The following is a 13,373-nucleotide window of genomic DNA, read 5'->3' on the forward strand; positions in this document are numbered from 1 at the left end:
AGTGTTTCCCATCATTGGTGTGTAGTTAAAACTCGGTGTAATTGAGCATGGCGTGTGTCGCTCGGGCTGGGGTGCCCGGTTGCTGGCTGCGCCATTGGATCACCGCCGGGGTGGACGTTAAATCGAACTGGTCGCGTCCTAAAGCCCGGTTGAGAATACGAGCCGAACGCCAGGCCATCAGGCTGAGCTGGGGTTCGGCGATGCCGTGACTGTGCATACCGGCGTTCACCGCAAACAGGCAATTTTCGCTGGGGCCTTGCCACTCCAGGGTGAAGTCGGGGGCCACGCGGTACTGGTCATCGGCGGTGGTTAACAGACGGTCCGCCAGCGGCTCAAGGAAAGCCGGACGATCCTGCTGATAGCCGGTGGCGAAGATCACCACGTCGGTATCGAAGGTTTCTTTGCCCTGATCGAGATGATGGTGGGTCACTAACTGCCAGCCGTTGCCTGCGGCCTGGATCGCCGCCAGCGAGCGGCTGGGTAACAGGTGCGCCCAGGGCTTTTCGCGCAGCACTTCAAACTGGTGGTACATCGCCCGGTAAATAGCTAACAGCGAGTCGCTGGTGATGCCGTCAGAAGTCATCTTCTGCTCGGTCAGCATGCGCTGTTTGGCGCTGTCGTTCAGGCCATAGAAGCTGTCAACGTAGTCCGGGGTGAAGTACTCGTTGGCGAAAGCGGCTTCATCCAGGGCGTTATAGTTGTTGCGACGCGAGATCCAGTTCAACTGCGCCGGCTGGCCCCACTCGGCGCGGAAGATGTTCAGGAACAGATCGGCACCGCTCTGGCCGCCGCCGACGATGGTGACGCGCTTGCCGGTCAGATCCGGGTTACGCAACGTCATCTCGCTGGCATGGAAGCAGCGATCGTTTTGTTCGGTAACGCAGTCCGGCAGCTTGATGCGTTTGCCGATGCCCAGACAGACGTGGCGTGCCCGGTAGGTGGCGCGCTGGGTGGTGACGACAAATTGCCGCTGCTGGTCGTCAAAATCCACGCTTTGAATGTCCTGGCTGAACTCGAGCGACTTCAGGCCATTGGCGGCCCAGTCGAGGTAGTCGGCAAACTCTTCGCGCGACACCGTGCGCAGCTCGGTTGTCAGGAAACGGTAAAATTTCTTCCGTTTCACCAGATAGTTAATAAAGCTGTAGGGATTGGTCGGCGATACCGCGCTGACCAGATCCTTGAGGAAACTGGTCTGCATATGGCAATCCGGCACCATCATGCCGGGGTGCCAGGAAAAGTGCGGTTTGCGCTCGAGAAATTTACTGTTAAAACCGGCAACTTCACTGCCGAGAGCGGCAATACTGAGGTTGAACGGACCTACGCCAATGCCGATGAAATCCAGGGGCTGATTCATTGGGCAAACTCCTTGGTGACCAGGTAAAGAGGGTTATCCAGATCCTGCAGATAGTTTGGCAACATACGGCTGCCGCCATCCTGCTCCGAGTAGGTGAGTTTCACCGGGTTGAGCACCACGCGAATGATTTGTGGTTTAAACAGATCAAACAGGGCAAAACGTTCCGCCATCTCCGGGTGCCGTGCCATATAGCCTTCCAGCACCTGCGCCAGCAGCTGATAGAAACGGGCTTCACTGACTCCGCAGGCCTGCATCAGCGGTGAGATAAAGCGCAACACGGTGACGAAATGCCCGGTTTGCAAGTCATGGATCAGGTAGTCGGCGGACAGACGCACGGTGACGTCCTTGACGACTTTCGGCAGCGTCGCCGCTTCGGGGAAGTCCTTATCCACCAGGCGCATATCTCCCTGGAAGTCTTTAAGCAGCACGCGTTGCGGCACGTGGTCTTTCATCACCAGCGTGATGTTCTGCCCGTGGGCGATCAGCGCCACGCCGTAGCGGCACATCAGGTGATACATCGGCAACACCACCACGCTGAACATCTGTTGCAGCCAGGCTTCAGCGCTCAGGCCGGAGCGAGCAATATAGGCGGCGATCAGCGGCTGGCCTTGGTTGTCGGTTTCCATCAGCGTCGCCATCAAAATGGCTTGCTCACCCTCCTGCAGATAGCAAGAAGGGTTCTCACGCCAGATCACGCCAAGCATTTCCTGATAGCGGTAGGGGGCTTTGGCCAGGGATGCGTAGGTTGGGTGGGTCATATAACCCGCCGCCGGTTCACCCAGGATTTCGGCGCCGCTGGCACGCAGCGTGCTGTCTTCGGAAAAGATCTGCTGCAGCCAGCGGGAAGCGGCCGGCCCGGCGCTGATGTACTTACCCGGAATACCGCGATAACACGAAGTGTTGTAAATGGTCAGCGGCAGTTTGATGTCGAACGCGGAGCGGCGGCTGATATTGGTCAGGGTACGCAACGATTGCTGTGCCAAATAGTTGTCACCAAATTCCCCCAACTCCACCAGTTCACCTTCGGCCAACTGCGGCAGGAAGTGCAGCGCGATCTTTTGCTGCCACTGCCACGGATGCAGGGGCACCGGGATCCAGTCATGGGTCAGTTTCAGCTCGCGCCAGCGGTGGTCGAAGCGCTGGCGTTCGGCGCTGTCCATGGCGCTATCGAGCAACTGGGTCAGCGGATATGCTTCATCAGCACACCAGACGAAGCTGCCACGCTTGGCCGCCACCCAGTGCAGGCGAAACTGGCCCTGGTATTCCGGGGCATACTGCTGCAGCGCGGTCAGGCCCCAACCACGACGACCTTTATTAAAGATAAACTTGGGATGTCCGGCCAGCAGGCATTGCAGCGCATCGGCGTCCAGTGCGATCAGATCCTGCGCACTCATACCGTGACGGGCAGACAGCAACTGCATATCGCCGCGCAACGTGGCGTACAGGTCTTCCAGATGTTCTGCGACCTGCGCATCGTCCATCTTCAACACCTGTGCCAGTTGGCGCAGCGTTTGGTCGGCGGCTAACGGCGATTGATCGCAGGCCAGCGAAGCCGGATCGATGTGCAGCCAGCCCCAGATGCCGCGTTCGGCGCTGAAGCGGTAGTGGGCGTCGCCCAGCGCAATGTGCCATTGCCCGTCGTGATGTTCGGCCTGCAGCGCGCGCTCGTATTCCAGCTCGGCGAGGATCTTGGCGATCATCTGGCGGTTAACGCGCTGCCAGTCGGCGTAATCTGGCGTCATCATACGCAGGTCTCCTGGAAGAATTCGGCACGCTGATTCACGATCAAACGCGAACGCTTATGTGGGAAATCAAACTCTTTAAGGGTGTGATAACCGGCGGCAGGCAGGTGACGGAACAGGCGTTGGTTGTCGGCACGCGGCTCGGCGACCACCCGCGTGGTGCGGGGCTCATCCAGATACAAGTAATGCGTCAGGCCGCGCAGCCAACTGCGGATGTACTGCGCACCGCGGCAGTCTTCTTCACCCACCAGCATGTGCAGCCCACGATCGAAGGGTTGCCAGCGATAGTGGCGGCCAATGCGATCCTCCGGCGCCCAATAAACTTCGAAATAGCCGAACGGGCGATCGTCAAAGCAACCCAGCAACGGGTAGCAGTAGCTGGAATCCAGTTGACGCTGCAGGTAGGCGGCCTGGGTTTCGAGCGGGCCGCTCATTTCCCAGAAGGCGTCAACGCGCGGTGAATTCATCCAGCGGGTGAACTGTTCGGCGTCGCGTTCCACTTCCGGCAGGCGGAAACTGAGGGTTTTCTTCAACTGCGGATCGTAACGGCGGTACACCTCACCGTTGGGACGCGCCGGGCGCTGTGGGTACCACAGGCTGCGTTCGGCGTCATACTGCATCTGGCCGGAGGCGCGGTTGCGTTCAGCCATCAGCCACAGTGGCAATTGATAAAAGGTTTCGCGTGCCAGATAGTCACCGCTGGCCAACGCGAACAGCGCCTGCGCCTGCGGTTCTTCACGCCATTGCGCGTAAGGCAGCGTGACACCGCTGAGCTGCGGCGCGGCCACCAGTAACTGGTCTAACGCTTGAACCAGCCAGCCCTGTGGCAGTGGGCCTGGATAGTGCAGCACGGCGCTACCGTCGAGACCGAGGCCAAGCTGCAACTCCCGTTCCAGCCGTTCACAGCGGAAACCGCTGCCGGCATGCATCAGTTTGGCGTGCGGCATCATTGGGCGGCTCCCTGGCGCAGCGGGTTAACGAAATCAAAGTAAATCACCGCCGGATCAACGATGGTGTTTTCGTTATGGTCGTGCAGGTAACAGAAGAAGTTGCCTTTACAGTTCCAGTGGCTGCTGTCGAGCACGTAGTCCAGGCACAGGGTGTTTTTGGCGTTGGCGCGCAGGCCGCTCAGTGCGTCACGTACCCGGGCCATCAATGCCTCTTCACTGTCGAAACCGGCCGCAGCCAGTGCGGCGGTGACCGCCAGGCTGGAGTTCACCAGCAGGTAGTAAGGGAAGTAGCGCAGCAACTGTTGCTCGCTGAAGCGGTTTTCCGCATCGGCTTCGCCAATCTCCTCCAGCCAGGGGCCAGCGTCACGGGTAAAACCACTGCCCTGACAGTCGCGATACAGCATGCCGATCGGCAGGTCCTGCTGCATCTCTACCAGAATGTTTTGCTGGTGAGCCAGCAGCACCAGCCCGTAATCGGCTTCGGTACTGAACAGCGGCAGCAACACCTGTTGGCAGTAGGCATCCAGCCAGGTGTGGGCGGCTTGTTGCAACGGCAGATTCAGGCGGCTGGCCAAACGGCGTACCGCTGCAGCCAGCAGGCTGTCGCCGCCATCCGGCGCGGCCTGGGTCAGGGTCACCAACACGTTGGTCTGGCTTTGTGGCTGGTCGAACAGCAGGTTATCGCGCAGCGCCATCAGGCTTTCTTCCTGGACGGTGCCGTCTGCCGAGCGAAGACCGGCCCAGCCGTCTTCCTGCATTACGCGGAAGGTCGGATAGCGCGCCTGCAACTGTTGCCAGCGCGGGGTTTGCGCCAGACGTGCCAGACGGATCCCGCGCTTCACTTCTTTTACCGACAGGGTGCGCACCGAGTTGGTCAGGCGCACGCTGAGGGAGAATTTGATCATGTCACGGTTACTGGCGCTGTACAGCGAGCGTGAAGAACTGGTAGGCAGCCAGCGTTCGCCGGCTTCGCCCAGATCCTGCAGCAGCCCCTGGGTCACCAGATCCTGGCACCAGTTCTGCGTCAGTAAATGGTCGGCCTGCCACGGATGCATCGGTAGCAGCCAGACGTTATCGCTAAAGTGTGCCAACAGCTGCGGGGCACTTTCGGCGGCAAAACGTTGCAGGCGCTGCTGCAGCGTCAGATTCAGGCTGTCGCCGCACAGTTGGCGTTTATCGACGGCAAACCAACGCAGCGGGAAGCTGGCGGCAAAATCCGGCAGATAGCGGTGCGCCTGCTGATGGTTGAATGGCTCATGAGACTTCGGTGCCGGGTGAAAGGCGTGACCGACCAGCAGCCCCTGTTCCGCCTGGGCGAAGTTCAGCGGCTTGTCGCGCAGCGCAGGCCAGTCCAGACGGATATTGATCGCCTGCTGGGTATTTTCATGACTTTCCAGTACACGCTGGCGGAAACGGGCCACCACGTCATCCGACAGTTCGCCTTTCACCGCCGGTTTTTCCAACAGCAAGGAGATAAGCTGTTCCACGCTCAGCGCAACCCCTGCACCGTCATCCTGCTGATACAGATAAGCGGGGAACAGGTACTGGTGATGCTGAGTGGGGGAGGTATGGCGTAAAGCGATGCGAATAGCCTGAGAAGGCGAAAGTGGAATGTGCAGTTGCGGATACTGTTGGTGGCTGGCCGCCGGAACGATTTGCCAGTCCCGGGTTTCACGCATCAATGCGTTGAGAAAACATTGTGCAGCCACGTCGGTCGCCGCGGTTTCAAACTGGATTGTCATGATCCCATTTCACTATTGAATCAATTGAGAATGATTCTTATATCAATAATATTTATTGTTATCAATCATCCTATGATACAATTTTTCAATGAATTGAACATAACCTTATAATTTTATTAACGGTAAATTTACGTTTGATGCATATTTCTTCTCCCCCTAAATCACCGACAATTGGGAATACGTCTCCTTCCAACTGGCCACTGGCGCTTTGTGCCGGGTTGTTGGGCATCGGGCAAAACGGCCTGCTGGTGGCATTGCCGGTATTGGTCAGCATGACTCATCTATCGCTTTCCGTCTGGGCCGGGTTACTCACGCTCGGCTCAATGCTGTTTCTGGTCGGCTCGCCGTGGTGGGGCAAGCAGTCCGAAGTTCGCGGCTGCAAGTTTGTGGTCACCATGGCGTTAGCAGGGTATTTGTTCAGTTTTGCCTTGCTGGCACTGGCGGTTTGGGGGCTGGCGGCAGGCTGGCTTTCGCCGATGACGGGATTGGGCGCCCTGATCGTGGCACGGATTATCTATGGTTTGACGGTGTCCGGCATGGTGCCTGCCAGTCAGACCTGGGCCCTGCAGCGGGCCGGTTATGAGCAACGTATGTCGGCGCTGGCGACCATCAGCTCCGGGCTGAGCTGCGGGCGGCTGCTTGGCCCCCTGTGCGCCGCGTTGGCGTTGTCGATTCATCCGATGGCACCGCTGTGGCTGATGGCGCTTGCGCCATTAATCGCCCTGCTGGTGATATGCCGCCAGCATAACGATCCCCCTTTGCCACCGGTGGCCCATCAGCAAAACCGACTGCGCCTCAATATGGTGCCTTATCTGCTGTGCGCGGTGCTGTTGGCGGCTTCGGTCAGCCTGATGCAACTCGGGTTGGTGCCGCATTTGAGCCGTTTATTCAGCCACTCTGCCACCAGCGTTAGCCATCATGTGGCGGTGCTGTTGAGCGTAGCGGCGGGTTGTACCCTGTTGGCACAGTTTCTGGTGGTGCGCCCACAGCGCTTTAGCGCGTCACAACTGCTGCTGCTTGCTGCGGTATTGATGGTGGTCGGATTGGGCCTGATGTGCGCTGAGCCGCTGGCGTTGTTCTATGCCGGTTGTGCGTTGGCTTCCTTTGGCGCGGCTATGGCGACACCGGGCTACCAGCTATTGTTGAATGATAAATTGTCCACCGGCAAAGGGTCGGGAGCCATCGCCACCAGCCACACGCTGGGTTACGGTCTGAGCGCGCTGATGGTGCCGGTGGTGGCCAGGTTTTATGGTGAGTCGCAGCTGATTGCGGCGGCTCTGACGATGGCGGTCCTGTTGGGCGGTATCAGCGGCTGGCTGTGGTGCCAGCACCGTGTCAGGGTAAATTCTGCGGGAGAGTAACAGCTATGTCCGGCGCATCAAGCTACAGAGTTTTTGATATCACACTGAAAGTAAAAGAAAACATATCGCCTTCCTTACTGCGCTGCGTTTTCGAAGGACCGGACGTCCACCGCATGAAGCTGGAGGCGCCGGATCAGCGCATCAAACTGTTGTTCCCGGCCGAGAATGGCCAACTTTCCTGTCTGGAAAATAGCGACGACTGGTATCGTCATTATATGGCGATACCCAAAGAACAGCGCCCGGTGATGCGTACTTACACGCTGCGCGCATTGCGCAGTGAACAGAATCAGATGGACGTCGAGTTTGTGTTGCATGGCGTCAACGGCCCGGCTTCCGCCTGGGCGACCGAGGCCAAACCGGGTGATACCCTGCAGGTGGTTGCGCCCAATGCCGATTTTGACGGCGACAGCGGCGGTTATGAATGGGCACCGCCAAGCGCATTGCAACAGGCACTGCTGATCGCCGATGAAACTGCGGTGCCGGCGGCAGTGGGTATTTTGGAACAGCTGGCGCAGCAGGCGAATCCACCAAGAGTGCAGGCGTTCTTTGAAGTGCCGGTCGCGGGTGACTGCCTGAATATGGACCGCTTCCCGTTTGCCGAGGTGTATTGGTTACCGCGTGACGTGGGGCATCAGCAGATGCACGGCACCTTGCTGGTGGAATCGGTGCGCCAGCGGGTGAATATTCCAGAGTCGGCGCGTACGCAGTCACAGTCGCTGACCGAAAACAGCCTGGGTGGCGACCTGCTGTGGGAACGGGCCGAAGGGGCGAAAAGCTTCTACGCCTGGGTCGCGGCGGAGTCTTCAGCGGTGAAGGCGTTGCGCCGTTACCTGATTGGCGAACGCGATTTGGACCGTTCCACCGTTAACTTTATGGCCTATTGGTGTTGAGCTAATCCTTCAATAGCCGGCTTCACTTTGGTGGCGCACCGCCAGCAGTACTGCGGTGTGGCCATCAAAATGATATAGCGCGATATAACCACTGTTGCCGAAATCGATCGGCCATTCTCTAAATTCCGTATCCATCTCTTCAACCGGGCGACCTACCTGCGGTTGGTGAGCGAGGATATTGACGCTGTGACGGATGGTGGCAACGGCCCTCTTTGCGGAGTTGAGGTCTTTCTCCGCCAGAAATCGGTACAATCGCTGAATATCTTGTAGCGCTGCAGGCGTCCATATCAGTTGTGGCACTCCGGGATCTCCGTATCATCACCTTTTTCCAGGCTGATGAGCCAATTATCGGCCTCTTCCTGAGACAGATGTTTACCATTTGCCTGATAGACTTCCCATGCCTGTAACGCATCTTTGCGCAGCGCTTCGCGTTTTTCTTCTCGTTCGACATATTCGCGGATCGCCTCGCGCATTATCCAGTGCGCGCTGCGCTGGCGTGTAGCCGCAATTTGCTGCACCCGCTGCTTCAGTTGTTCATCAATTTTAATCGATGTTGCACTTGTCATTGGTCGCCCCAGTTAGCTAAAGGTAATACCTTTGGCTACTATACGGCGGACTGAGTATGGCTGTCCAATTTTTGTGCAATCGCGATTATTCCGCCATCAAACTCACATGCGCGGCGACGATGCGCCAGCCGCAGGGCAGTTTGACCCAGGTTTGCATCTGCCGGCCGACACTGTCGCTGCCGGGGCGACGGAATTCGGTGCTGGCGACCGCCATATCATCACCGTAGGTGGTGATGACGGTGTTTTCCAGTACGCGATCCAGCCCTTTTGAGGGCCGCTGTTGGCGGAAGTCGCGGATCTGTTCGATACCGTACAAATTCTCCGTCGCACCATAACGGACGGTGCGCCCATCGTGCCAAAACAGCTCGTCCAATACCTCAATATCATTGCCAGTCAACGCCTGTTCGTAACGATAAAAGGCGGCATTCACTTCTGCCAGCACTGCCGGCCGATCGATATATTCACTCTTCATTAGTTAATCCTGTTTCCCTGGTAAAACACAGGTAGCTACGTCGCGTTGTTCCAGCGCATAGGCGGCTCGCAGTGCCAGATCTTCACGCCATGGCGGTGCGATAAGCTGCAGCCCGATCGGTAGCCCCGCCGCGGTTTTCAGCGGCACCGTCACCACCGGCAGGCCGAGAAAGGAGATCGGCTGTGTCAGCATGCCCATGCCGGCACGGATCGGCAGGTCGGTGCCGTTGATACGTAGGGTTTCCTGACCAATGACCGTTGCGGCGCACGGCGTGGCCGGGGCGATCAGAATGTCCCAGTGTTCAAACAGCGGCAATACCTGCTGCTGGAAATGGGTGCGGAAACGTTGTGCCTGCAGGTACCAGGCGGCGGGCAGCATGGCCCCGGCAAGCAGCCGCTCGCGCGACAGCGGTTCAAAGCGCTCGGGTTGGTTGCGCAACTGCGGCAGATACTGGTTACCTCCCTCGGCGGCGGTGAGAATAAACGCCGCCGAGCGCGCCAGTTCAGCCTGGGGCAGTTCGACTTCGGCGACGGCCTCCAGCGCCTGAGCGACCTGCTGCACCGCCGCTTTGGCGTCTTCATTGCACCATTGCTGGAAATAGCCGGCCAGCACCGCGCAACGTAACCCTTGTTGGCCACGCGGCAGCAGCGACTCGGTTTGGGTGATCGGTTTTTCCGCCTGGAAGCGGTCTTCGATATCGGTGCCCTGCATCACGTCATACACCGCGGCCAGATCGCGCACCCGCCGGGCAAAGGGGCCGACATGATCCAGACTGGCGACAAACGGCTGGCTGCCGCTGCGCGACAGGCGGCCAAAGGTCGGCTTCAGCCCGAAGATGCCGCACAGCGAAGAGGGCACGCGTATTGAGCCGTTGGTATCGCTGCCGAGTGAAAATGTTACCAGCCCGGCGGCGACCGCAGCCGCTGAACCCCCAGAGGAGCCCCCGGCAATACGCGTGGTGTCGTGTGGGTTACGCGTCGCGCCGTAGTGGCTGTTTTCGGTGGTGAAACCGTAGGCATAGGCGTCCATATTCAGCATGCCGGAGAGCAGCGCGCCCTGTGCCGCCAGCCGGTTCACCACCCAGGCATCTTGTTTGGCGGGTGGGTTATCGCAAAACAGGCTGGCACCGGCCAGGGTGGTTTCCCCGGTGACATCGAACAGATTTTTCACCGCATAAGGAATGGCCGCCAGGCTGGGTAGCGCTTGCCCTTTGGCACGGGCACGATCGAGATTATCGGCCTCCGTCAGCATACGTTCACGGGTGACGTGGGTATAGGCGTTAAGCGAAGGGTTTTGGGTGTCGATATTATCCAGCGTTTGCTGGGCTACCTCACGGGCGGAAATCGCACCTTGCTGCAGGGCGGCGCGGATCTCGGCGATCGACAGTGTGCTGATTGGATTCATGCTCGATATACCCCGGCAATTTCCAGACGCTGATCGAGCGGCAAGGCCATCAGCGGCTCTGCCATTGCGGCGATGCGGTTGAATTGGATCAGCAGTTCCTGGCGGCGCACGTCATTGAGCTGCAGGGCCAGTATGTTTTCCATCTGGCTGATATAAGCCGCCCAGTCGGTGGCAGGTGGATGGTTCATGGGGATCCCCTTATTGAAAGAGCGGCTAGAAGCCGGCGGCGCTGCCGTTGCTGCGCGGATCAAAAGCGCCTTCGAGCATGCCGTTAGTATGGCGAACAATGGCGCCGGCGTGGCCGACCGCCTCGCTGAAATCCGCTAAAAGTTCTACCTCGTGGCCGCGTTGACGCAGGTAGGCCAGGGTTTCCTGACTAAAACGCCCCTCCAGTTTTAATGAGTCGGAGCTTTCGCCCCAGGTGCGGCCGAGCAGCCAGCGCGGCGCGCTGATCGCCTGTTGCAGCGGCAACCCCTGCACCACATGGCGGACAAACACCGCTGCCTGGGTTTGCGGTTGGCCGTCACCGCCCATCGAGCCGTACACCAGGGTACGCCCGTCATACAGGCGTGCCGCTGCCGGGTTCAAGGTATGGAAGGGTTGTTTACCCGGCGCCAATGCCAGCAGGTGCGCGGCATCCAGACTGAAAGACGCGCCACGGTTTTGCCACAGCACGCCACTTTGTGGCAGTACCACGCCGCTGCCGAATTCGTGATAGATACTTTGAATAAAGGACACCGCCAGACCGCTGCTGTCCATCACCCCCATCCACACGGTATCGCCCGGCCCTTTGCCTTTGCCCCAGGGGGCGGCCTGTTCAGGATCAATGCGCCTGGCCAGCGCGTCCAGGTGTTCGGCGGTCAACAAGGCCTGTGGATCCTGAGTCATCTGACGCGGATCGGTGATGAATTGGTCACGCAGGCCGAAAGCCAGTTTGGTAGCCTCGACGATGCCATGTACCACCGCGCCTTCGCTGCGGCTGGCAAGTGGCAGACGGTCGGTCAGCCCGAGGATCGCCAGCGACACCAGGCCCTGAGTCGGCGGCGTCAGGTTAAAGATCTCACCTTTCTGATGCTCCAGCCGCAGCGGCGTGCGGCGGCGCGGCCGATAATCCGCCAGATCCTGCGCAGTGAGCGGCATGCCCAGCCTGGCCATATCCGCCGCCATGCTCTCTGCCAATCGGCCGCGATAGAAGCTGTCCAACCCCTGTTCGGCCAGGGTAATCAGGGTCTCCGCCAATTGTGGCTGGCAGAAACGCTGTCCGGCGTGAGGAATTTCACCGTGCGGCAGGTAGGTGCGGGCAAAATGCTCCCGATCTGCCAGCTCATGATATTTGCTGCGGGTAGCCGCCTCCTGCGAGGCGGTGACCGGAATGCCGTCTGCAGCGTAGCGAATCGCATCGGCCAGCAGGCGTGGCAACGGCAACTGCTGGCCGCCCAGTTCAGCGGAGTAATCCAGTGCTTCCTGCCAGCCCCCGACGGTACCGGCGACGGTCAGCGCGGCTTTTGGCCCCCGATGGGGAATGTGACTTTCCCCGGCGTAAAAATCCAGTGTGGCCAGCGAACCGGCTGCGCCGCTGGCGTCGATGGCCACCGGATCACCCTGCGGCGGCACGATCAGCCAGAACCCATCGCCACCCAGGCCGTTCATGTGTGGGTAGACCACGGCGATGGTAGCGGCGGCGGCGACCATGGCTTCAATCGCGTTGCCGCCTTTGCGCAGTATCGCCAGTGCGCTTTCGCTGGCGAGGTGGTGCGGCGTGACGGCCATGCCCAATGGCGCGGTGTTGCTGTTAATCATTTCTTGGCCCTTGTTTGAGGTCAGCGTCTGCCTCAAACACAAGCAAGAGACGTTCCATGTTTTCTGCCAGGACAATAATCGCTTGCCAGCGGGTGGATTGGCCGTGCTATGTTCCGCTGAAACAAAGGTTACAGCAGGAGTAGCAATGCAGCAGATTGATGAACGCCTGCGCGGGGAATATCCGCAGCTCACGCCACAGGAACAGCGGGTGGCCGATTTTATTTTCGATCACTTCGATGACCTGATCAGCTACAACAGCGCTGAACTGGCGCGGCTGAGCGGGGTATCCAAAGCCACCGTCAGTCGCTTGTTCAAACGCCTGGGTTACCCGAGCTACCGCGCGATGCGTGACGAATTGCGCACTCTGCGCCAGAGCGGTATGCCGCTGACCGATAACCGTGACGCGGTGCAGGGCAATACCCTGTTGGCGCGCCACTACAAGCAGGAAATGGCTAACCTTACCCAGTGGGTGAACCATATTGATGCCGAGCAGTTCAACGCAGTAATTGCTGCTTTGGTGCAGGCGCGGCGGGTGGTGTTAATGGGGTTTCGCAACAGCTATCCGGTGGCGATGCACCTGCGCCAGCAGCTGATGCAGGTGCGTGAGCAGGTGTTACTGGTGCCGCAGCCGGGTCAGACACTGGCGGAAGAGCTGGTGAGTCTGTCCCCGCGAGATGTAGCGATAGTGGTGGCGTTTCGCCGCCGACCGCGGCAGGTGCGGGCGTTGTTGACGCAGTTGCAGGTTCAGCAGGTACCGACACTGCTGGTGTGTGAACCCCAGGCACAGGCGCTAATCCCGCTGGCGAACTGGCATCTGGCGGCACCGCTCGACAGCGTTTCCGCCTTTGACAGCTATTCCGCCGCCATGAGCCTGGCCAACCTGCTCAGCAATGCTCTGCTGCACGAGATGTTGGCGCAAGGGCGGCAACGAATTCACCAAATTGCCGATCTGTATATGGGGCTGGATGAGCTGGAGCAGCGCTGAGCCCAGCGCCATTTTGGTGCTTTCGCACTTTGATGGTGCGCAATTTGCTCACTTTATTCATTCACCCTGTCATCACGTTGGCAGGGGAATTCCCATCTTAACCCCCT

13 protein-coding genes are annotated in these 13,373 nt (G+C 59.3%); 3 read left to right on the top strand and 10 right to left on the bottom strand.

The features are described 5' to 3' along the window. Positions 1 to 25: 25 nt before the first annotated feature. The 4 genes from ACSOSI_RS04385 to ACSOSI_RS04400 are packed head-to-tail and all read right to left on the bottom strand — an operon-like array spanning position 26 to position 5,788. Complete coding sequence (locus ACSOSI_RS04385; protein WP_012005364.1) at positions 26 to 1,354, bottom strand: lysine N(6)-hydroxylase/L-ornithine N(5)-oxygenase family protein; 1,329 nt, start codon at positions 1,352 to 1,354, stop codon at positions 26 to 28. After that, positions 1,351 to 3,099 carry an aerobactin synthase IucC gene (gene iucC, locus ACSOSI_RS04390; RefSeq protein WP_476706602.1) on the bottom strand — a complete coding sequence of 583 codons (1,749 nt, stop codon included), beginning with the start codon at positions 3,097 to 3,099 and terminating at the stop codon, positions 1,351 to 1,353. The genes ACSOSI_RS04385 and iucC overlap by 4 nt, the downstream gene beginning before the upstream one ends. Continuing rightward, positions 3,096 to 4,046, bottom strand: coding sequence for a GNAT family N-acetyltransferase (locus tag ACSOSI_RS04395; protein ID WP_115183223.1), 951 nt, complete (start codon positions 4,044 to 4,046; stop codon positions 3,096 to 3,098). The genes iucC and ACSOSI_RS04395 overlap by 4 nt, the downstream gene beginning before the upstream one ends. After that, entirely contained in the window at positions 4,043 to 5,788 is a 1,746-nt protein-coding gene (locus tag ACSOSI_RS04400) for an IucA/IucC family protein (protein WP_476706603.1), read from the bottom strand. Before ACSOSI_RS04400 ends, ACSOSI_RS04395 begins: the two co-directional genes overlap by 4 nt. A gap of 137 nt (positions 5,789 to 5,925) precedes the next feature. Here ACSOSI_RS04400 and ACSOSI_RS04405 point away from each other — a divergent pair, with 137 nt between their 5' ends. Next, positions 5,926 to 7,149: an MFS transporter gene (locus ACSOSI_RS04405; RefSeq protein WP_476706604.1), complete on the top strand. Its 1,224-nt coding sequence runs from the start codon at positions 5,926 to 5,928 to the stop codon at positions 7,147 to 7,149. Between the two features lie 5 nt (positions 7,150 to 7,154). After that, positions 7,155 to 8,039, top strand: a complete 885-nt coding sequence (locus ACSOSI_RS04410; RefSeq protein WP_476706605.1) for a siderophore-interacting protein — start codon at positions 7,155 to 7,157, stop codon at positions 8,037 to 8,039. A 9-nt stretch (positions 8,040 to 8,048) separates the two neighbouring features. On the opposite strand, the gene ACSOSI_RS04415 is transcribed toward ACSOSI_RS04410, so the two are convergent. From ACSOSI_RS04415 to ACSOSI_RS04440, 6 genes are all read right to left on the bottom strand, one after another. Beyond that, positions 8,049 to 8,339 (bottom strand): type II toxin-antitoxin system RelE/ParE family toxin, encoded by a 291-nt coding sequence (locus ACSOSI_RS04415; protein ID WP_012005370.1) that lies wholly within the window; start codon positions 8,337 to 8,339, stop codon positions 8,049 to 8,051. After that, positions 8,327 to 8,605, bottom strand: coding sequence for a CopG family ribbon-helix-helix protein (locus ACSOSI_RS04420; protein ID WP_012005371.1), 279 nt, complete (start codon positions 8,603 to 8,605; stop codon positions 8,327 to 8,329). The genes ACSOSI_RS04415 and ACSOSI_RS04420 overlap by 13 nt, the downstream gene beginning before the upstream one ends. A gap of 85 nt (positions 8,606 to 8,690) precedes the next feature. After that, a complete protein-coding gene (hpxZ, locus tag ACSOSI_RS04425; protein ID WP_261099064.1) occupies positions 8,691 to 9,077 on the bottom strand; it encodes an oxalurate catabolism protein HpxZ in 387 nt (128 codons plus the stop codon). Positions 9,078 to 9,080: 3 nt separating this feature from the next. Then, positions 9,081 to 10,481: an AtzE family amidohydrolase gene (locus ACSOSI_RS04430; RefSeq protein WP_476706606.1), complete on the bottom strand. Its 1,401-nt coding sequence runs from the start codon at positions 10,479 to 10,481 to the stop codon at positions 9,081 to 9,083. Beyond that, on the bottom strand, positions 10,478 to 10,669 hold the full coding sequence (gene hpxX, locus ACSOSI_RS04435; protein ID WP_261099062.1) for an oxalurate catabolism protein HpxX: 192 nt from the start codon (positions 10,667 to 10,669) through the stop codon (positions 10,478 to 10,480). Before hpxX ends, ACSOSI_RS04430 begins: the two co-directional genes overlap by 4 nt. A gap of 25 nt (positions 10,670 to 10,694) precedes the next feature. Beyond that, positions 10,695 to 12,281, bottom strand: coding sequence for a gamma-glutamyltransferase family protein (locus ACSOSI_RS04440; RefSeq protein ID WP_259190539.1), 1,587 nt, complete (start codon positions 12,279 to 12,281; stop codon positions 10,695 to 10,697). A 145-nt stretch (positions 12,282 to 12,426) separates the two neighbouring features. Here ACSOSI_RS04440 and ACSOSI_RS04445 point away from each other — a divergent pair, with 145 nt between their 5' ends. Beyond that, complete coding sequence (locus ACSOSI_RS04445) at positions 12,427 to 13,266, top strand: MurR/RpiR family transcriptional regulator (protein WP_476706607.1); 840 nt, start codon at positions 12,427 to 12,429, stop codon at positions 13,264 to 13,266. Positions 13,267 to 13,373: the final 107 nt, after the last annotated feature.

The sequence above is a fragment of the Serratia sp. AR11 genome, assembly GCF_056376275.1.